Source organism: Bacteroides sp. 1_1_14 (assembly GCF_000162515.1).
In the GTDB taxonomy this organism is placed as follows: Bacteria; Bacteroidota; Bacteroidia; order Bacteroidales; family Bacteroidaceae; genus Bacteroides; species Bacteroides thetaiotaomicron.
Map to the genome: position 1 here is coordinate 435,239 of NZ_GG774705.1, position 20,061 is coordinate 455,299.

The following is a 20,061-nucleotide window of genomic DNA, read 5'->3' on the forward strand; positions in this document are numbered from 1 at the left end:
AAGGGAATTTATTTTGGGAACCATCGATATTTCATATTATAATTTATTTATTGGCTTGCTATTGCTTGCCATTCCGTTCTTTTATCTTTGGAAGTTCAAGACAGGGTTGCTGAAACCTGCCGTGATAGGTACGCTTCGAATGATTATCCAGCTATTTTTTATCGGTATATATCTGAAGTATCTTTTCTTGTGGAATAATCCCTGGATTAATTTCCTTTGGGTGATTATCATGATATTTGTTGCCGGACAAACAGCGTTGGTACGTACTCAACTGAAACGGAGCATCTTGCTGATACCGATTTCTATAGGTTTTTTGTGCAGTGTAGTAGTGGTTGGATTGTACTTTATCGGTGTTGTCCTTCAGTTAGATAACATTTTCAGTGCTCAGTATTTTATTCCAATATTCGGCATTTTAATGGGGAATATGCTTTCAAGTAATGTGATTGCATTGAATACTTATTATAGCGGACTGAAGCGGGAACAACAATTATACCGTTATTTATTAGGAAATGGAGCTACACGCCAGGAAGCTCAGGCACCATTTATAAAACAGGCCATCATCAAGTCATTCAGTCCTTTGATTGCGAATATTGCAGTGATGGGATTGGTGGCTCTGCCGGGTACGATGATCGGACAAATTTTGGGAGGAAGCAGTCCGAATGTGGCAATCAAATATCAGATGATGATTATGGTTATTACCTTCACGGCTTCCATGCTGTCACTGATGATTACTATTTCACTGGCTTCCCGAAGATCATTTGATGCATACGGGAAGTTATTGGAAGTAACGAAAGAAACGAAGAAATGACTGTTACCGACCGGATATTCCAAAATGTGGCGGAACTGTCTGTTCCGAATTTTTTCATTACTGTAGAGTTCTCGGTAATGGGAAATGAAATGCCGGAACATATCGAATCTTTCGTTTTGGAAAAATATCAAGCTATTCTTCATGGCGCAAACGGACGCAAATTTGTCTATACAGAAGGAGGGTGGCGTCTTTTTTTCACTTTCTTTCCTACAGACAAAGTGGTAGATGAACGGTATGCACTAAAGAATAAGGTGCAGATGAAGTTTCACAAATAAATATTTCTTCCATTCAGGAAAGAGATCCGGTGAGTTATTGCATAGCTTGCAGTTTCTCCCTCATACAGCGAAGCTGAACGAATTGTTCTCCTGTTTGTATATACCCGCCTTCCAACATTCGTTTTGAAATTTGGAATTTATCAAGATGATGGAGTATGTACTTTTCCACACCTGATGATTGCTTTTTGGTGAAAGACAGGAAGTCAACCTTTCCATTTTCGTGAATAAATACTTTCGCTTTAATCGTACGGAGCCCCGAATCTTTGCAATGTTTGGCTTCTGCTTTATCTATCCAAAAGATAGCTGTAGCTTTTACGGTATCTACCATACAAGTTTCTGTATTATCAACGCTCATGTTTTCATCGATTGACTCATCGGAATTCTGATTCTGTTTCATTTGGCAGGAAACAGCCAGAATAATTACTAAACAGCAGGATAGAATTGTTTTCATCGTGTTCTAATTTTAAGGATATGCGACAAATTTACTAAAAAAACGATAAGATGGGAGCTTATTCCTATTTTATTTGCTATATTTGCAACCAAATTTTCTCTAAATAATGAAAATTAAGGAAATAGTAAGCGCCCTTGAACGATTCGCGCCTCTGCCATTGCAAGACGGTTTTGATAATGCCGGCCTGCAAATCGGATTGACAGATGCGGAAGCAACAGGGGCTTTGTTGTGTCTTGACGTTACTGAAGCTATCTTAGATGAAGCTATCGCGCTGGGGTATAACCTCGTCATATCGCATCATCCTTTGATATTTAAAGGTTATAAATCCATTACTGGCAAAGATTATGTGGAACGCTGTATGCTGAAAGCAATAAAAAATGATATTGTGATCTATTCAGCACACACTAATCTTGATAATGCACAGGGAGGGGTAAATTATAAGATAGCCGAAAAAATCGGATTGAAACATCTGAAAGTGCTTGAACCAAAGAAAATAGCCTGATGAAGCTAGTGACTTTTGTCCCCATTGCTCAGGCGGATATTGTAAGGAACGCACTTTTTGCTGCCGGTTGCGGTAATATTGGTAACTATGATTCATGTAGTTACAATCTGGAAGGGGAAGGGACATTCCGTGCCAAAGAAGGAACACATCCTTTCTGTGGAGTGATTGGAGAACTCCATCGGGAAGGAGAGGTGAGAATTGAAACAATTCTTCCTGCATTCAAAAAGTCGGAAGTAGTCAGGGCACTATTGTCTGTTCATCCTTATGAGGAACCTGCATTCGACTTGTATCCGCTACAAAATGAGTGGGCACAGGCAGGATCGGGAATCGTTGGCGAACTGGAAGAGCCGGAAACGGAGATGGAATTCTTGAAACGTATAAAGAAAACGTTTGAAGTAGAGTGTCTGCGTCATAACAAACTGACAGGGAGAGAAATACAGACAGTGGCATTGTGCGGAGGTGCCGGAGCATTTTTGCTTCCACAGGCAATCCGGTCGGGAGCCGATGTTTTTATTACAGGTGAGATTAAGTATCATGATTATTTTGGTCACGAAGGAGATATCCTGATGGCAGAAATCGGTCATTACGAAAGCGAACAATATACAAAAGAAATTTTTTATTCCATAATCCGGGATTTATTTCCTAATTTTGCGCTCCAATTGAGTAAAATAAATACGAATCCCATAAAATATTTGTAAGTAAAATGGCTAGAGAAGCAAAAAAAGATCCGAATGAGTTGACGGTGGAACAGAAGTTGAAAACACTGTTCCAGCTGCAAACTATGTTGTCTAAGATTGATGAAATCAAGACATTGAGAGGTGAACTTCCATTGGAAGTGCAGGACCTTGAAGATGAAATCGCTGGTTTGAGTACCCGTATCGACAAGATCAAAGCTGAAGTGGATGAACTGAAATCTGCTATTGCAGGTAAGAGAGTAGAAATTGAAACGGCAAAAGCTTCAGTAGAAAAATATAAGTCACAACAAGACAACGTCCGCAACAACCGTGAATATGATTTCTTGACGAAGGAAATTGAATTCCAGAGCCTGGAAATCGAACTTTGCGAAAAAAGAATCAAAGAATTCAGTGCGGACAGAGAAGAAAAAGAAGCTGAAGTAGTAAAGAATGAACAAATACTCAGCGAAAGACAAAAAGACCTCGAACAGAAGAAGGGCGAACTGGATGAAATTATCTCTGAAACTAAACAGGAAGAAGAGAAGCTAAGAGATAAAGCCAAAGATCTGGAAACTAAGATTGAACCGCGTTTGTTGCAGTCATTCAAACGTATCCGTAAGAACTCCCGCAATGGATTGGGCGTTGTATATGTACAACGTGACGCGTGCGGTGGTTGCTTTAACAAGATTCCGCCTCAGAGACAGTTGGACATCCGTTCCCGTAAGAAAGTGATCGTTTGCGAATATTGCGGACGTATTATGATCGACCCGGAATTGGCTGGTGTACAAATTGAGCATAAAGTAGAGGAAGCTCCGGCTACTACTACCAAAAGAGCAATCAGAAGAAAAACTGCTGAATAAGGTACCATATTTGAATATGTATTCGAAAGCCTCGCATTATTGCGGGGCTTTTTTTATTTCTTCTAACTTTACTACCCCTTTAAACAAACCTAACCTTGAATTGTTATCTTTTCATTTCATAAAAACCTGAACCGAATATGAATGTACGAGCGTGGAGCGTATCGCTCCTTTTGTTTCTTTCAACTGTAACTGCGGTTGGACAGACAGTGAACCGCTATTTGAATACCCCTCTTCCTAAAGAATGGGAAGAGAGTGGAGAAGTGTTTCAACAGACTCTTCCGGTGGACGACCACTGGTGGAAGTCTTTTCAGGACACCAAACTGGACTCTTTGATTGCTTTGGCAGTAGATCGCAATTATTCCGTAGCGATGGCAATTAATCGTATAGCTGCTGCACGTGCCAATCTTTGGGCAGAACGTGGAAATTTCTTTCCATCTATCGGACTGAATGCCGGATGGACCCGACAGGAAACCAGTGGAAATACCAGTACCTTACCTCAGTCTACAGATCATTATTATGATGCTGCACTCAGTATGAGTTGGGAAATCGATGTCTTCGGCAGTATTCGCAAACGGGTAAAGGCGCAGAAAGAAAACTTTGCTGCCAGCAAAGAAGAATATGCGGCGGTTATGGTTTCTCTGGCATCAGAGGTAGCCTCAGCTTATATTAATTTGCGGGAATTGCAGCAGGAACTTGAAGTGGTAAATAAGAATGTAGCTTCTCAGGAAGAAGTCTTGAAAATCACGGAAGTACGGTATAATACCGGACTTGTTGCCAAGCTGGATGTGGCACAGGCCAAATCCGTTTTATACAGTACTAAAGCCTCCATACCACAATTAGAGGCAGGTATCAATCAATATATTACGACACTGGCTGTTTTGCTGGGTATGTATCCGCAAGAAATACGTCCTGTATTGGAAACTACCGGAACATTACCTGATTATATGGAACCGATCGGAGTAGGTATGCCGGTTGATTTATTACTGAGAAGACCGGATGTGCGAAGTGCGGAGAGAAGTGTGAATGCCCAAGCTGCATTACTCGGCGCTTCCAAGTCCGATTGGCTGCCGAAGATCTTTCTGAAAGGTTCGTTTGGCTATGCAGCCCGTGATTTGAATGATCTGGTGAAAAGTAAAAGTATGACCTATGAGATTGCTCCGTCATTGAGTTGGACTATTTTTAGTGGAGGACAATTAGTGAATGCAACAAGACTGGCTAAGGCACAGTTGGATGAATCTATCAATCAATTTAATCAGACAGTTCTGACTGCGGTACAGGAAACGGATAACGCCATGAACTCCTACCGGAACTCGATCAAGCAGATTGTAGCTTTGAGGGAAGTGCGTAATCAAGGTGTCGAAACTCTGAAACTTTCACTGGAACTTTATAAACAAGGGCTTTCTCCTTTTCAGAATGTGCTTGATGCACAACGGTCTTTGTTATCTTATGAGAATCAACTGGTACAGGCGCAGGGTAGCTCGTTGCTGCAACTGATAAGTCTTTATAAAGCGCTGGGAGGCGGTTGGAGAGAATAAAAGAATCTATAAATAAAATATAACCTAACGGATATGAAAAAACTAATGTATATTTTTCTTGTGTTGTCGGTATTGACTGGTTGCAAGGAGAAAAAAGACGCCGGAGCAATGAAGGGAATGCCGACTCTGGCAATTAGCGTAGCGAAACCTATAGTGAAGGACATCACTCTGACGAAAGATTATCCGGGCTATCTGACAACGGAGAAAACTGTAAATCTTGTGGCCAGAGTGAACGGAACATTACAGTCTGTCTCTTACGCACCGGGCGGACGGGTAAAAAAAGGGCAGTTGCTGTTTGTAATAGAACCTACCTTATATAATGATAAGGTGGCACAAGCGGAAGCTGAACTGAAAACTGCTCAGGCACAATTGGAATATGCCCGTAATAATTATAGCCGTATGAAGGAGGCTGTGAAAAGTGATGCTGTGAGTCAGATACAGGTGTTGCAGTCGGAATCGTCTGTGACAGAAGGAGTAGCAGCTGTCAGCAATGCGGAAGCTGCTTTGAGTACAGCGCGTACAAATTTAGGATATTGTTATGTTCGTGCCCCTTTTGACGGGACAATCAGCAAGTCGACAGTGGATATCGGCAGTTATGTCGGCGGTTCTTTGCAGCCGGTTACGCTGGCTACTATTTATAAGGACGATCAGATGTATGCGTATTTTAATGTTGCTGATAATCAATGGCTGGAGATGTCGATGAACAATCAGCAGCCAACGAAGGATCTTCCGAAAAAGATCATGGTTCAGCTGGGGAAAGAAGGTACCGAATCCTATCCGGCAACACTGGATTATCTGTCACCGAACGTAGACCTGAATACAGGAACTCTGATGGTACGTGCCAATTTTGATAATCCGCAGGGAGTACTGAAGAGTGGATTGTACGTCAGCATTACCTTACCTTATGGAGAGGCCGATCATGCAATTCTTGTGAAAGAGGCTTCCATCGGAACCGATCAGCTCGGTAAATTCCTGTATGCCGTCAATGATTCGGACATAGTACACTATCGGCATATTGAAATAGGACAACTGATTAATGATACCTTACGGCAGGTGTTGGGAGGACTCTCACCACAGGAACGATATGTTACAGAAGCTCTGATGAAGGTCAGAGATGGAATGAAGATAAAGCCGATACCCTGATGCGGTCGGCTTGTTGGTTATCTTCAGACGATGCAGGTAACTGTTTGTCCTTATATAAATATTAATCGTAAACTTATATATTATGTTTTCTAAGTTTTTCATTAACCGACCAATCTTTGCTACCGTACTTGCCCTGCTCATTGTGGTAGCCGGTTTGGTCGCACTCAATATATTGCCCGTGGCGCAATTTCCGGAGATTACACCTCCGACGGTTCAAGTATCGGCTGTCTATCCCGGTGCGAATGCCGAAACTGTAGCCCAAACGGTAGGACTCCCCATTGAACAGCAGGTAAATGGGGTGGACGGTATGCTCTATATGTCTTCAAATTCTTCCTCTTCGGGAGCATATTCGCTGACAATTACATTTGCCGTCGGTACAGATATCGATATGGCTACCGTACAAGTACAGAACAGGGTAAGTGTTGCGCAATCATCCTTGCCGGAACCGGTAGTGGTGCAGGGGGTGACTGTGCAGAAACAGTCTTCGAACATTGTCATGTTCCTGACAATGACTTCGAAAGACTCTGTCTACAACAGTCTCTATCTGACTAACTATGCCAAATTGAATTTGGTCGATCAGTTATCACGTGTGCCTGGCGTAGGAGCTGTTAATGTTATGGGAGCAGGTGATTATTCCATGCGTATCTGGCTGGATCCTGAAGCCATGCGCATCCGGAATATTTCTCCGGCGCAAGTATATCAGTCCATTCAGTCTCAGAATATGGAAGTGTCTGCCGGCTATATCGGTCAACCGATCGGCCAGGACAATAAAAATGCCTTTCAATATACACTTAATGTGCAGGGGCGACTTACTTCTCCGGAGCAATTCGGGAATATTATCATTCGTCGGGAACAGGATGGGGCAATGCTTCGCCTGAAGGATATTGCGCGAATAGATTTGGGGTCTGCTTCTTATAGTGTAGTATCACGATTGAAGGGGATGCCTACCGCAGCGATTGCTATCTATCAGCAACCGGGCTCCAATTCGCTGGACGTTTCAAAAGGGGTGAAGGCTAAGATGGAGGAACTGGCGACCAGTTTCCCTACAGGAGTAGCCTATAACGTAACTTTGGATACAACGGATGTAATTCATGCTTCTATTGATGAAGTAATGGTGACATTTTTTGAGACAACGCTGCTGGTAGTACTGGTTATTTTCCTGTTTTTGCAGAACTGGAGAGCGGTTATTATTCCTTGTATCACAATTCCTGTATCGCTGATCGGTACATTGGCAGTTATGGCGGCATTTGGTTTTTCGATCAATACGCTGACTCTGTTCGGATTGATTCTGGCAGTTGCCATTGTAGTGGATGATGCTATTGTGGTGGTTGAGAATGCTTCAAGATTGCTGGAGACCGGACAATATTCAACTCGTGAAGCAGTCACAAAAGCTATGGGGGAAATTACGGGGCCGATTGTCGGAGTGGTGCTTGTTTTGCTTGCCGTGTTTATTCCGACGATGATGATCAGTGGTATTTCGGGGCAGTTGTATAAGCAGTTTGCACTGACAATTGCTGCTTCTACCGTATTAAGCGGTTTTAACTCACTGACACTGACGCCTGCTCTTTGTGCTCTATTCCTCGAAAAGAGCAAACCGTCTAACTTCTTTATATACAAAGGATTTAATAAAGCGTATGATAAGACACAGGGAGTCTACGATAGTACGGTGAAATGGTTGCTTCAACGTCCGCTTATCTCTTTTGTATCTTTTGCTATTCTGACAGTGATTGCCGTAATACTCTTTATGCGTTGGCCGTCGACATTTATTCCGGATGAAGATGATGGTTATTTTATTGCAGTTGTTCAGCTTCCTCCGGCAGCCAGCTTGGAACGTACACAAGCTGTCGGGGATAAAATCAATGCTATTTTGGATTCTTATCCGGAAGTGGAGAATTACATTGGAATCACTGGTTTCTCCGTGATGGGCGGAGGTGAGCAAAGTAACTCCGCAACCTATTTTGTTGTCCTGAAAAACTGGGACGAAAGGAAAGGGAAGGAGCATACGGCTGCTGCCGTTGTCGACCGTTTTAATGGCGAAGCGTATATGGAGATACAGGCAGGACAAGCATTTGCTATGGTTCCTCCGGCTATTCCAGGATTGGGTGCTTCCGGTGGCTTGCAACTTCAATTGGAAGACCGGAGGAATCTGGGACCGACAGAAATGCAGCAGGCTATTGACGCATTGCTTGCTTCTTCTCATTCCAAACCGGCCTTAGCTTCTGTATCCAGTCAGTATCAGGCAAATGTCCCTCAATATTTTCTGAATATCGATCGTGATAAGGTGCAATTTATGGGCATTGCTCTGAATGATGTATTTTCTACATTAAGCTATTATATGGGGGCGGCATACGTTAATGATTTCGTTGAATTCGGTCATATTTATCAGGTGAAGATCGAAGCGCGTGATCAGGCACAACGCGTCATTGATGATGTCTTAAAACTCAGTGTGGCTAATTCGGCAGGAGAGATGGTCCCCCTTTCTTCTTTCACCAAAGTGGAAGAGCAGTTGGGACAGGATCAGATCAATCGTTACAATATGTATTCAACAGCTGCCTTGACTTGTAATGTAGCGCCCGGAAGCAGTTCCGGACAGGCTATTCAAGAAATGGAAACTTTGTTTAAAGAACAGCTGGGAGATGAATTTGGCTATGAATGGACGTCAGTTGCCTATCAGGAAACACAGGCGGGAAATACGACCACCATTGTTCTGGTCATGGCCTTGATTGTAGCATTCCTTGTTTTGGCTGCGCAATATGAAAGCTGGACCAGTCCGGTGGCTGCCGTGATAGGTTTGCCGGTGGCCTTGTTGGGAGCAATGATAGGATGTATGATAATGGGAACTCCGGTCAGCGTATATACACAAATTGGTATTATCCTGCTTGTTGCACTTTCGGCAAAGAATGGTATTCTGATTGTAGAGTTTGCCCGTGATTTCCGTGCTGAAGGAAACTCAATTCGTGAGGCTGCATACGAAGCAGGACATGTCCGCTTACGTCCGATCTTGATGACTTCTTTTGCTTTTGTATTGGGAGTAATGCCTTTGCTGTTTGCTACTGGGGCTGGTGCGCAGAGCCGTATAGCGTTGGGTACTGCGGTTGTTTTCGGTATGGCGATGAATACTTTATTAGCGACAGTCTATATTCCTAATTTCTATGAATTGATGCAGAAACTGCAAGAGAAGTTTAGCAGGAAGAAAAATGATGATGTGAAAGAAAATACGGATATGTAAAAATAGAATATCGATTGAAAAGCTTTCGGAGACAAGAAAAAGATGGTGTCACTATGTGCTTGGGATACTTACACTATGTGTGTGGTATAGTGTAAGTATCCTGACCTTATAGTGACACTATCTTTATAGCGCGTTATAATCGGGAATATCCTGAAGAAAGGTATAGCTCTGATGGGCGTAATCCATCCGGCAACAATAATGCTGCATTCCATTACTTACTATCAGATAGTCAACTTTCAATACCATATTATAGCGGGTTATCTGATCGAATACCGCTTGTGTGATCTCGATGTGCGGAGCTTTGTATTCTACGATCATTCGTGCTGAAAGGTCTCTCCGGTAAAGTACTGTATCACATCTTTTAGTTGTGCCGTTCAGCTTAACCATTACTTCGTTAGCAAGGAGTGCGTTCGGATATCCTTTGTGCGCAATAAGAAAGTGAACAAAGTGTTGCCGTACCCATTCTTCCGGGGTAAGTGCGACATATCGTTTGCGAATCACGTCGAAAATTACATTTTTTCCGTTTCGTACGTTTATTTTAGTGTCGAATACTGGTAGGTTTAACGATAACATTTATTATTTTTGTAAGTTAAATAACGGTTTCCATTATTGGAACCACAAATTTAATAGATAATTATGAAAACGAAAGAAGAAATCGTAGCTAATTGGCTGCCCCGTTACACAAAACGTAACCTGGAAGATTTTGGAGAGTATATTCTGTTGACTAACTTCAACAAGTACGTAGAGATTTTCGCAAATCAGTTTGATGTTCCTATTTTGGGTAGAGATGCCAATATGATTTCCGCTACAGCCGAAGGCATTACAATGATCAATTTCGGTATGGGAAGCCCTAATGCCGCTATTATCATGGATTTATTAGGAGCTATTCATCCGAAAGCCTGCTTATTTTTAGGTAAATGTGGTGGTATCGACAAGAAAAATCAAATTGGCGATTTAATCCTTCCTATTGCCGCTATTCGTGGTGAAGGAACATCCAATGATTATTTTCCACCTGAAGTTCCCGCTTTGCCTGCATTTATGTTGCAGCGTGCTGTTTCTTCGTCCATTCGTGACTATGGCCGTGATTATTGGACGGGTACTGTCTATACCACCAATCGCCGTATTTGGGAGCATGACGAAGCATTCAAGGAGTATCTGAAAAAGACACGTGCGATGGCGGTTGATATGGAAACGGCCACTTTGTTCAGCTGTGGCTTTGCCAATCATATTCCGACAGGAGCATTGTTATTGGTATCTGACCAGCCTATGACTCCGGATGGAGTGAAAACTGATAAAAGCGATAATCTGGTTACCAAGAACTATGTAGAAGAGCATGTTGAGATTGGTATCGCTTCTCTGCGTATGATTATTGATGCAAAGAAAACTGTAAAACACTTGAAATTCGACTGGTAACTGCCGGTCTTTCTAAAAAATATATATGGCAAAACAAGAGCTGACCTGTGATGACATCCTCAAAGAACTGAGGGCAAAGCAGTATCGTCCCATCTACTATTTGATGGGAGAAGAATCGTATTATATCGATTTGATTGCCGATCACATTACTGATAATGTCTTGAACGAAACGGAAAAAGAGTTCAACCTGACTGTAGTGTACGGTGCTGATGTGGATGTAGCGACAATCATAAATGCTGCCAAACGCTATCCTATGATGTCCGAACACCAAGTGGTGGTAGTCAAAGAAGCGCAAGCGGTCCGGAACATCGAAGAATTATCGTACTATCTTCAGAAGCCGCTTCATTCCACTATTTTGGTGATATGCCATAAGCATGGAACATTGGATCGTAGGAAAAAGTTGGCAGCTGAAGTAGAAAAGACTGGTGTTTTGTTCGAGTCTAAGAAGATAAAAGATGCCCAGCTTCCGGCCTTTATTGCTTCCTACATGAAGAGAAAAGGAATAGATATGGAACCTAAGGCAACAGCTATGCTGGCTGATTTTGTCGGCTCGGATTTAAGTCGTTTGACAGGTGAATTAGAAAAGCTGATTATCACTTTGCCTACGGGACAGAAACGTGTAACTCCCGAACAAATTGAGAAGAACATAGGCATAAGCAAAGATTATAATAACTTTGAATTGCGGAGTGCTCTGGTTGAAAAAGATATTCTGAAAGCAAATAAAATAATAAAATACTTTGAGGAAAATCCCAAAACGAATCCAATTCAAATGACATTGTCTTTATTGTTCAGCTTTTATTCAAACTTGATGTTAGCATATTATGCGCCTGATAAATCGGAGCAGGGTATTGCTAATATGCTAGGGCTAAGAACTACTTGGCAAGCTCGGGATTACTCAATTGCGATGCGCAAATATAGTGGAGTAAAGACAATGCAGATTGTTGGTGAAATACGATATGCCGATGCAAAATCAAAAGGAGTGAAAAATAGTTCAATGTCTGACGGAGATATTCTTCGTGAATTAGTGTTTAAAATTTTGCATTAGGAAAACTGAATACTCTAAATAAAAAAAGGCATATACTTTTACTGTAAAACAGATTAAGTATATGCCTTCTTTATATACTGCAAATTAGTTGTGTCAGACTCATAACCAAATCTTCTTTTATAGACGAATATTTTACAATGGATCTGTTGTTCTCTTTTTCCTGACTTTTATGAATGGAAAGGAATTTGAAGATCTTTTGCTTCTCTTCTTTAAGTTCGATTTTGGTAATTTCTCTCTTTTCTAGTTTTTGAGGTTATGTTATATTCATTTTCAAAATTGAAAAAATCTGATTTAATTCAGACTATAAATATAGAATGGCAAATCGTATTAGCATAAATGGTTTTGCATAAATTGGAAGGATCATCTTTCTTTTCCTGAATTGATAAAATGTCATTTTGATAATTTGTGGGATAATTGGGATATTTTGCTGTTATTTTTCTAGTTGATCTTAATTTGGGTATTGATAAAATAGGTGTAATTTATTATAATACAGGCGTTTAATTCAATTTTAGAGCTTCTAGAATTGAAAAAAAACAATTGATCGACTGAATGTGCGGAAATATGGCAAGGATTTACGATTTGCGAGGTACTTCAGAAGAAAATGTAAAAGAAGATTTGAAGAGTTCTCAATATACATAAGTAAATAATGCATTTTATTCCTTGATTTATTGTTTTTGCAACTATTGATATTTACGTTTGTGTAATCATGCCTGTTTGTTTGTGAAGTTTATATCTGTGAATAGATTACAAATGTGATCAGTCTAACTGAATCACAAAAGTATACTGATTGTTTTACAGTAGTAATATACAGTTTATAAATGTAATAGGAGAGTGGTTAACAATTTGTTTTTATATGTTATATCATTGTATACCATATAAATATACTCTAATATTGAATTATAACTCTAAAATTACTGTTTGAGTGAAGCATATTTTTGTGAATATTGTATTTACTTATTTCTTATCTGTATATATAATGTTATAAATCAATATAATATATTGTTTTGTTAAATCTAAAATATCATTGTAATTTATGTTTTATTTTGTGTTTTACAAACATATTAGTCTAATTGTGATAATGATCACACATTTGTAATATTGTTATTTTTATACTTATAATTTGCATTTGTGATTTGTAATATTTACCTTTGTATATCCGTAGTGGTTATTAGTATTTTTGTGAAACCAACGTTTAATACATACAATTGTAACAAGAAAGAAGCTGTATGGAGATAAAAGACAGAATTAGAATGATAATGGAGAGAGAAAAAGTTCCTCCAAGAGTTTTTGCTGAGACAATTGGAGTCCAGCAATCTACTCTCTCGCATATTTTGAATGATCGGAATAAACCAAGCTTGGAGGTTGTAATGAAGGTACATCAGACCTATAATTATGTAAATCTTGAATGGTTGCTTTATGGTAAAGGCGAAATGATAGCATCTGCAGAAGATGCTTCTGCAGTTTCTTCCAGTGGAGATTATCAGCCTTCTTTGTTTGATGAGAATCCTGTAAATCCGTCCAAAGAGACGATTAATCCGGAAAATCGCAAGGAAATGGCATTAAGAACAGCCGAAAATGCACCTAAAGAGATTGTAAAACAGGAGATTAGGTACATAGAAAAGCCTGCCAGAAAAATCACTGAAATAAGAATATTCTTTGATGATAATACTTATGAAACCTTTCGACCTGAAAAATGAGAGGTAAAATCGGTGGTTTGAGCAAATTCCTGTATCTTTGCACCGGAATACGAATTTATACTTTTATATCCATACATGAAGAAATTTATTTTAGATCTGACAGTTACTGAGAATATCAGATTGAATGCAAACTATGTATTGCTGAAATTGACTTCTCAGTCATTGCTGCCCGAGATGTTGCCGGGGCAGTTTGCCGAACTTCGGGTGGACGGTTCATCTACTACATTTTTACGCCGTCCTATTTCTATTAATTTTGTAGACAAGCGACAAAACGAAGTGTGGTTCCTTATTCAGTTGATTGGAGACGGAACAAGACGTTTAGCAGAAGTAAATTCGGGCGATGTGATCAACGTAGTACTTCCTTTGGGGAATGGCTATACAATGCCTCAAAAGCCTTCTGATAAGCTTTTGCTTGTGGGCGGAGGTGTCGGAACAGCCCCTATGTTATATTTAGGTGAACAATTGGCGAAAAATGGTCATAAACCTACCTTCCTTTTAGGGGCTCGTAGCAATAAAGACTTGTTGCAGCTGGAAGAATTTGTTAAATATGGAGAGGTATATACTACTACAGAAGACGGAAGTCACGGAGAAAAAGGATACGTCACCCAGCATTCTATATTAAATCAGGTACATTTTGAGCAGATTTATACTTGTGGTCCTAAACCGATGATGATGGCTGTGGCAAAATATGCCAAAAGTAATCAGATAGAATGTGAAGTTTCTTTGGAAAATACAATGGCTTGTGGAATTGGAGCATGTCTCTGTTGTGTGGAAAATACGACAGAAGGACATTTGTGTGTATGTAAAGAAGGTCCTGTTTTTAATATAAATAAACTACTATGGCAGATTTAAGTGTAAACATTGGTGAATTGCAGATGAAGAACCCGGTGATGACTGCATCTGGTACATTTGGATATGGTGAAGAGTTCTCGGATTTCATTGATATAGCGCGAATAGGCGGTATTATTGTAAAAGGAACTACTCTTCACAAACGTGAAGGTAATCCATATCCTCGTATGGCAGAGACTCCTTCCGGTATGTTAAACGCTGTAGGACTGCAAAATAAGGGAGTTGACTACTTTGTGGAACAGATATATCCTCGTATAAGAGACATTCAAACGAATATGATTGTAAACGTGTCGGGGTCTGCTATTGAGGATTATGTGAAAACTGCAGAGATCATTAATGAACTTGACAAAATTCCTGCTATAGAACTAAATATCTCGTGCCCTAATGTAAAGCAAGGAGGTATGGCTTTTGGTGTGTCAGCAAAAGGTGCTTCTGAAGTAGTAAAAGCGGTACGTGCAGCTTACAAAAGACACTTATAGTTAAACTCTCTCCGAACGTTACTGATATCACAGAAATTGCCCGTGCAGCAGAAGAAAGTGGTGCGGATAGTGTATCATTAATCAATACATTGCTGGGAATGGCTATTGATGCGGAACGTAAACGTCCTATTCTGTCAACTGTGACAGGAGGAATGTCCGGTGCTGCTGTGAAACCGATTGCCTTGCGTATGGTTTGGCAAGTTGCAAAGGTGGTAAATATTCCTGTCATAGGCTTGGGAGGTATTATGAACTGGAAAGATGCTGTTGAGTTCATGCTTGCCGGTGCTTCTGCGATCCAGATTGGTACGGCAAATTTTATAGATCCGGCTGTTACAATTAAAGTTGAAGATGGTATAAATAATTACTTGGAAAGACACGGATGTAAGTCAGTAAAAGAAATTATTGGTGCGCTTGAGGTATAATTGAAAACATACAATAACCCTTCGCATATAATACGAAAGAAAAATGCTATTTTACTTTTTAAGTATATTGAATAAAATCAGTACCGGAATGATAGATGAAAAGAGATTCCCAGTGCGAAGAGTAAAATAACAGATTTGTCTTTCTTATAGAACATAAATAAAAACGACGGTAGAAATTCTCTATATTTTCACCGTCGTTTTTATTTACATATATTTTTAGTCTTCCAGTAAGTCAGGGCGAAGTTTTTTGGTTCGTTCTAAAGATTGCTGTAGCTCCCATTCTTTTATTTTTGCTTCATGCCCGGATAACAAAATATCGGGTACTTTCCAGCCTTTATAGTCGGCAGGACGAGTATATACAGGTGCCGCCAACAGATTATCCTGAAAAGAATCAGAAAGTGCCGACTGTTCATCTGAAATCACTCCGGGGATGATACGGACAATTGCGTCCGCCATGACTGCTGCTGCCAGTTCGCCTCCTGTCAGCACATAATCTCCGATACTGATTTCTTTGGTGATCAGGTGTTCACGGATACGATAATCAATACCTTTGAAATGTCCGCAAAGGATAATCAGGTTTTGGGCCAAAGAAAGGCTGTTGGCCATTGGCTGATTGAACTGTTCTCCGTCGGGGGTCGTAAAAATCACTTCATCATAGTCGCGTTCAGCCTTCAGAGCGTTAATGCAGCGTTCGATAGGCTCTATCTTCATGACCATGCCGGCGAATCCGCCAAAAGGATAATCATCGACACGACGATATTTGTCTTCGGTATAATCGCGCAGATTGTGGATATGTATTTCTGCAAGTCCCTTATCCTGAGCTCGTTTCATGATGGAACAATTGAAGAAGCCTTCAATCATCTCGGGTAAAACTGTTATAATGTCAATACGCATAATCTTTATAATTTTTCGCAAAAGTACAAATATTCAAAGATAAACCTGTATTTTTGCCTTAAACAATCGAAGAAATATGGATATAAAGGAAAAAATAGAGGAATTGCGTGCTGAACTTCATCGGCATAACTATAATTATTACGTTTTGAATGCTCCCGAAATTTCAGATAAGGAGTTTGATGATAAGATGCGTGAACTCCAGGATCTGGAGCTGGCACATCCGGAATATAAAGATGAAAATTCGCCCACTATGCGTGTCGGCAGTGACATTAGCAAGAATTTCACGCAGGTTGCGCATAAATACCCTATGTTGTCTTTGGCAAATACATACTCTGAAAGCGAAGTTACAGATTTTTATGAGCGTGTACGAAAAGCGTTGAATGAGGATTTTGAGATTTGCTGTGAGATGAAATATGATGGTACTTCCATTTCTCTGACCTACGAAGATGGAAAACTGGTTCGTGCCGTTACACGCGGAGATGGAGAAAAGGGCGATGATGTGACAGATAATGTAAAGACAATCCGTTCTATTCCACTTGTGCTCCATGGTGACAATTATCCTTCTTCTTTTGAGATTCGTGGGGAAATTCTTATGCCCTGGGAAGTATTTGAGGAGTTGAACCGCGAAAAAGAAGCACGTGAGGAGCCGCTTTTCGCTAATCCGAGAAATGCAGCCTCAGGAACATTGAAGCTTCAGAATTCTTCTATTGTAGCTTCTCGCAAGCTGGATGCGTATTTATATTATCTTTTGGGAGATAATCTGCCTTGTGACGGACATTATGAAAATCTTCAGGAAGCCGCAAAATGGGGATTTAAAATCTCTGATTTGACGCGTAAATGCCAGACGTTGGAAGAGGTTTTTGAATTTATCAATCATTGGGATGTAGAACGAAAGAATCTGCCTGTAGCTACTGATGGAATCGTCTTGAAGGTAAATAGTCTGAGACAACAAAAGAATCTTGGTTTTACGGCGAAATCACCCAGATGGGCAATTGCCTATAAATTTCAGGCAGAACGTGCATTGACACGATTGAATATGGTAACTTATCAGGTAGGCAGAACAGGTGCTGTAACTCCTGTTGCCAACTTAGATGCTGTTCAGCTATCCGGAACGATTGTCAAACGTGCTTCATTGCATAATGCGGATATTATTGAAGGGCTTGATTTGCATATCGGAGATATGGTTTATGTAGAAAAAGGTGGCGAGATCATTCCTAAAATTACAGGAGTGGATAAAGATGCCCGTAGCTTTATGCTTGGTGAGAAGGTCAGGTTTATTACCAATTGCCCCGAATGTGGCAGCAAATTAATTAGATATGAAGGCGAAGCTGCCCATTATTGTCCTAATGAAACTGCATGTCCCCCTCAGATTAAAGGTAGAATAGAGCATTTTATTAGTCGGAAAGCCATGAATATTGATGGGTTGGGTCCTGAAACGGTGGATATGTTCTATCGTTTAGGATTGATTCATAATACGGCGGATTTGTATGAATTGAAAGCCGATGATATCAAAGGGTTGGATCGTATGGGAGAAAAATCTGCTGAGAATATTATTACGGGGATTGAGCAGAGTAAGACAGTTCCTTTTGAACGCGTCATCTTTGCTTTGGGAATTCGGTTTGTTGGCGAGACGGTAGCAAAGAAAATAGCCAAGTCGTTCGGAGACATTGACGAGCTGCAACAGGCTGACCTTGAAAAGCTGATAAGTATCGATGAAATCGGGGAAAAAATAGCGCGAAGCATTCTTCTGTATTTCTCAAATGAGTCTAACCGAGAGTTAGTTGGCAGGTTAAAAGAGGCTGGGTTACAGCTCTATCGTACAGAAGAAGATATGAGTGGATATACGGATAAATTAGCCGGTCAGTCTATTGTGATCAGCGGCGTATTTACGCATCATTCACGGGACGAATATAAAGACCTTATTGAGAAAAATGGCGGTAAGAATGTGGGAAGTATCTCTGCTAAGACCAGTTTTATCCTTGCCGGTGACAATATGGGGCCAGCCAAACTGGAAAAAGCAAAAAAACTTGGAGTAACCATACTAAGCGAGGACGAATTTCTGAAACTTATATCGTAAGATATGAAAAATATTCGTACTTTTGCGCCTAATAAAATTAGAGATTATAATTAAAACTCATGATACAGACTAAATTGAAAGGAATGGGGGTAGCACTGATTACTCCTTTCAAAGAGGATGAAAGCGTTGATTATGATGCGTTGATGCGTTTGGTAGACTATCTATTGCAGAATAATGCGGATTTCTTGTGTGTGCTGGGGACTACAGCCGAAACACCGACTCTTACCGAGGAAGAGAAGAAAACCATCAAAAAGATGGTGATTGACCGCGTTAACGGAAGAATTCCTATTTTGCTGGGTGTAGGCGGTAACAATACACGCGCAATAGTAGAAACATTGAAAAATGACGATTTTACAGGAGTTGACGCTATATTGTCTGTAGTGCCATATTATAATAAGCCATCGCAAGAGGGAATTTATCAGCATTATAAAGCCATATCGGAAGCTACGGAACTTCCTATCGTGCTATATAATGTGCCGGGGCGTACAGGAGTAAATATGACTGCTGAGACAACCTTGCGCATTGCCCGTAATTTTAGTAATGTAATCGCTATTAAAGAAGCTTCCGGTAATATTACTCAAATGGATGACATTATCAAGAATAAACCGGATAATTTCAATGTTATTTCCGGTGATGACGGTATTACTTTTCCATTAATAACCTTGGGAGCTGTTGGAGTGATCTCTGTAATCGGCAATGCTTTCCCGCGTGAATTCAGTCGTATGACACGTTTGGCGCTTCAAGGTGATTTTGCTAATGCACTCACTATTCATCATCGATTTACTGAGCTATTTGATCTTTTGTTTGTGGATGGAAATCCGGCAGGAGTAAAATCTATGCTGAATGCAATGGGGATGATTGAAAATAAACTTCGATTGCCGTTGGTTCCGACTCGAATTACGACATTTGAGGCAATACGTAAAGTCTTGAACGAACTGAATATTAAATGCTGATCTGATATACTGAGAAGTATCGATTCTCCATACATTTTATAAATAGGTATTCCTCCTTCACCTTTTTGTCATGTCTCCCATGAACAGGCAGATACAAGGTGAAGGGGGATTTTTTTAGTTCTTTCTATTTTTTTGCTATTAGCATAATTTGATTAGCTAATAGCAAAATCCGATAACCTAATAGCATATTTGATAACCTAATGTAGTATAAAAGTGAAACGCTTTTCCTTCATCCTGTATCCACTTGTTTATAGTGCTTTCGAGCAAAAGGTGAAGATGAAAGTGCATGTTTCAACATATGTTGCCATGCACTCTTTAAACTTCCCAATGTTTGAAAATAAACTTCTTGATGTTTGAAAATAACTATTAAAGTGTTTTTATAAAACATCCTATTGATTGTACATAATTATACGGTCGTTTGATTTAAAATATCGGACTGGGCCGAAATGACCGCTCGATTTAGATAACACAACCGCTTGATTTATGCAAAAGTTGCAGTCATTTGTGGTAAAACGACCGTTTAATTTTCTTTCTCGTGATGCCGGATTTCTTCGATGGAATGGGGTAAAAAACAAAATCCTCCACAAAAAATGCAGAGGATTTTGGTGATCGCGACAGGATTCAAACCTGTAACCGGCTGATCCGTAGTCAGCTACTCTATTCAGTTGAGCTACGCGACCTTGTTAAATGTTGGTAGAAGTGACCGCGACAGGATTCAAACCTGTAACCGGCTGATCCGTAGTCAGCTACTCTAT

The 20,061-nt window shown here is 40.3% G+C and carries 15 protein-coding genes, 1 tRNA gene and 2 pseudogenes; 14 read left to right on the forward strand and 4 right to left on the reverse strand.

Features of this window, described 5'->3' with window-relative positions; translation table 11 throughout:
- Positions 1–13: 13 nt before the first annotated feature.
- Both HMPREF9007_RS13200 and HMPREF9007_RS13195 read left to right on the forward strand, forming a co-directional pair.
- Entirely contained in the window at positions 14–808 is a 795-nt protein-coding gene (locus HMPREF9007_RS13200; protein WP_008761547.1) for an ABC transporter permease, read from the forward strand.
- On the forward strand, positions 805–1,083 hold the full coding sequence (locus HMPREF9007_RS13195) for a hypothetical protein (RefSeq protein WP_008761548.1): 279 nt from the start codon (positions 805–807) through the stop codon (positions 1,081–1,083). The genes HMPREF9007_RS13200 and HMPREF9007_RS13195 overlap by 4 nt, the downstream gene beginning before the upstream one ends.
- Before the next feature lie 34 nt (positions 1,084–1,117).
- On the opposite strand, the gene HMPREF9007_RS13190 is transcribed toward HMPREF9007_RS13195, so the two are convergent.
- Positions 1,118–1,534: a DUF4891 domain-containing protein gene (locus HMPREF9007_RS13190; protein WP_008761549.1), complete on the reverse strand. Its 417-nt coding sequence runs from the start codon at positions 1,532–1,534 to the stop codon at positions 1,118–1,120.
- 106 nt (positions 1,535–1,640) lie between these two features.
- On the opposite strand from HMPREF9007_RS13190, the pseudogene HMPREF9007_RS13185 reads away from it, so the two are divergent.
- The 5 genes and pseudogenes from HMPREF9007_RS13185 to HMPREF9007_RS13165 all read left to right on the forward strand — a co-directional run bounded on the left by HMPREF9007_RS13185 (position 1,641) and on the right by HMPREF9007_RS13165 (position 9,477).
- A pseudogene (locus HMPREF9007_RS13185) lies at positions 1,641–2,734 on the forward strand (Nif3-like dinuclear metal center hexameric protein).
- A gap of 5 nt (positions 2,735–2,739) precedes the next feature.
- Positions 2,740–3,570, forward strand: a complete 831-nt coding sequence (locus HMPREF9007_RS13180; RefSeq protein ID WP_008761550.1) for a C4-type zinc ribbon domain-containing protein — start codon at positions 2,740–2,742, stop codon at positions 3,568–3,570.
- 137 nt (positions 3,571–3,707) lie between these two features.
- Positions 3,708–5,105 (forward strand): TolC family protein, encoded by a 1,398-nt coding sequence (locus HMPREF9007_RS13175; RefSeq protein WP_008761551.1) that lies wholly within the window; start codon positions 3,708–3,710, stop codon positions 5,103–5,105.
- Between the two features lie 33 nt (positions 5,106–5,138).
- Positions 5,139–6,248 carry an efflux RND transporter periplasmic adaptor subunit gene (locus HMPREF9007_RS13170; RefSeq protein WP_008761552.1) on the forward strand — a complete coding sequence of 370 codons (1,110 nt, stop codon included), beginning with the start codon at positions 5,139–5,141 and terminating at the stop codon, positions 6,246–6,248.
- A gap of 82 nt (positions 6,249–6,330) precedes the next feature.
- Complete coding sequence (locus HMPREF9007_RS13165; protein WP_008761553.1) at positions 6,331–9,477, forward strand: multidrug efflux RND transporter permease subunit; 3,147 nt, start codon at positions 6,331–6,333, stop codon at positions 9,475–9,477.
- A 123-nt stretch (positions 9,478–9,600) separates the two neighbouring features.
- On the opposite strand, the gene HMPREF9007_RS13160 is transcribed toward HMPREF9007_RS13165, so the two are convergent.
- The gene (locus HMPREF9007_RS13160) at positions 9,601–10,050 is read right to left on the reverse strand and encodes a type I restriction enzyme HsdR N-terminal domain-containing protein (RefSeq protein WP_008761554.1); all 450 of its coding nucleotides are present in this window, start codon (positions 10,048–10,050) and stop codon (positions 9,601–9,603) included.
- Positions 10,051–10,113: 63 nt separating this feature from the next.
- Here HMPREF9007_RS13160 and HMPREF9007_RS13155 point away from each other — a divergent pair, with 63 nt between their 5' ends.
- The 5 genes and pseudogenes from HMPREF9007_RS13155 (at position 10,114) to HMPREF9007_RS13135 (ending at position 15,382) form a co-directional block, all read left to right on the forward strand.
- Positions 10,114–10,890 (forward strand): AMP nucleosidase, encoded by a 777-nt coding sequence (locus HMPREF9007_RS13155; protein ID WP_008761555.1) that lies wholly within the window; start codon positions 10,114–10,116, stop codon positions 10,888–10,890.
- A gap of 25 nt (positions 10,891–10,915) precedes the next feature.
- A complete protein-coding gene (gene holA / locus HMPREF9007_RS13150; RefSeq protein WP_008761556.1) occupies positions 10,916–11,935 on the forward strand; it encodes a DNA polymerase III subunit delta in 1,020 nt (339 codons plus the stop codon).
- A 1,226-nt stretch (positions 11,936–13,161) separates the two neighbouring features.
- Complete coding sequence (locus HMPREF9007_RS13145) at positions 13,162–13,632, forward strand: helix-turn-helix transcriptional regulator (protein WP_008761557.1); 471 nt, start codon at positions 13,162–13,164, stop codon at positions 13,630–13,632.
- A gap of 75 nt (positions 13,633–13,707) precedes the next feature.
- Positions 13,708–14,484: a dihydroorotate dehydrogenase electron transfer subunit gene (locus HMPREF9007_RS13140; RefSeq protein ID WP_008761558.1), complete on the forward strand. Its 777-nt coding sequence runs from the start codon at positions 13,708–13,710 to the stop codon at positions 14,482–14,484.
- Positions 14,472–15,382 (forward strand): annotated as a pseudogene (locus HMPREF9007_RS13135) (dihydroorotate dehydrogenase). The gene HMPREF9007_RS13140 and the pseudogene HMPREF9007_RS13135 overlap by 13 nt, the downstream one beginning before the upstream one ends.
- Before the next feature lie 216 nt (positions 15,383–15,598).
- Here HMPREF9007_RS13135 and trmD read toward each other — a convergent pair.
- Positions 15,599–16,276 (reverse strand): tRNA (guanosine(37)-N1)-methyltransferase TrmD, encoded by a 678-nt coding sequence (gene trmD, locus HMPREF9007_RS13130; RefSeq protein WP_008761559.1) that lies wholly within the window; start codon positions 16,274–16,276, stop codon positions 15,599–15,601.
- A 76-nt stretch (positions 16,277–16,352) separates the two neighbouring features.
- On the opposite strand from trmD, the gene ligA reads away from it, so the two are divergent.
- The gene (ligA, locus tag HMPREF9007_RS13125; RefSeq protein ID WP_008761560.1) at positions 16,353–18,353 is read left to right on the forward strand and encodes an NAD-dependent DNA ligase LigA; all 2,001 of its coding nucleotides are present in this window, start codon (positions 16,353–16,355) and stop codon (positions 18,351–18,353) included.
- Between the two features lie 59 nt (positions 18,354–18,412).
- Positions 18,413–19,306: a 4-hydroxy-tetrahydrodipicolinate synthase gene (gene dapA / locus HMPREF9007_RS13120; RefSeq protein WP_008761561.1), complete on the forward strand. Its 894-nt coding sequence runs from the start codon at positions 18,413–18,415 to the stop codon at positions 19,304–19,306.
- Between the two features lie 603 nt (positions 19,307–19,909).
- Here dapA and HMPREF9007_RS13115 read toward each other — a convergent pair.
- Positions 19,910–19,986: transfer RNA gene (locus tag HMPREF9007_RS13115), tRNA-Arg, on the reverse strand.
- Positions 19,987–20,061: the final 75 nt, after the last annotated feature.

Coding starts and splice junctions, on each gene's coding strand:
- HMPREF9007_RS13195 (WP_008761548.1), top strand. CDS start 805: ATGACTGTTACCGACCGGATATTCCAAAATGTGGCGGAACTGTCTGTT.
- HMPREF9007_RS13190 (WP_008761549.1), bottom strand. CDS start 1,534: ATGAAAACAATTCTATCCTGCTGTTTAGTAATTATTCTGGCTGTTTCC.
- HMPREF9007_RS13180 (WP_008761550.1), top strand. CDS start 2,740: ATGGCTAGAGAAGCAAAAAAAGATCCGAATGAGTTGACGGTGGAACAG.
- HMPREF9007_RS13175 (WP_008761551.1), top strand. CDS start 3,708: ATGAATGTACGAGCGTGGAGCGTATCGCTCCTTTTGTTTCTTTCAACT.
- HMPREF9007_RS13170 (WP_008761552.1), top strand. CDS start 5,139: ATGAAAAAACTAATGTATATTTTTCTTGTGTTGTCGGTATTGACTGGT.
- HMPREF9007_RS13165 (WP_008761553.1), top strand. CDS start 6,331: ATGTTTTCTAAGTTTTTCATTAACCGACCAATCTTTGCTACCGTACTT.
- HMPREF9007_RS13160 (WP_008761554.1), bottom strand. CDS start 10,050: ATGTTATCGTTAAACCTACCAGTATTCGACACTAAAATAAACGTACGA.
- HMPREF9007_RS13155 (WP_008761555.1), top strand. CDS start 10,114: ATGAAAACGAAAGAAGAAATCGTAGCTAATTGGCTGCCCCGTTACACA.
- holA (WP_008761556.1), top strand. CDS start 10,916: ATGGCAAAACAAGAGCTGACCTGTGATGACATCCTCAAAGAACTGAGG.
- HMPREF9007_RS13145 (WP_008761557.1), top strand. CDS start 13,162: ATGGAGATAAAAGACAGAATTAGAATGATAATGGAGAGAGAAAAAGTT.
- HMPREF9007_RS13140 (WP_008761558.1), top strand. CDS start 13,708: ATGAAGAAATTTATTTTAGATCTGACAGTTACTGAGAATATCAGATTG.
- trmD (WP_008761559.1), bottom strand. CDS start 16,276: ATGCGTATTGACATTATAACAGTTTTACCCGAGATGATTGAAGGCTTC.
- ligA (WP_008761560.1), top strand. CDS start 16,353: ATGGATATAAAGGAAAAAATAGAGGAATTGCGTGCTGAACTTCATCGG.
- dapA (WP_008761561.1), top strand. CDS start 18,413: ATGATACAGACTAAATTGAAAGGAATGGGGGTAGCACTGATTACTCCT.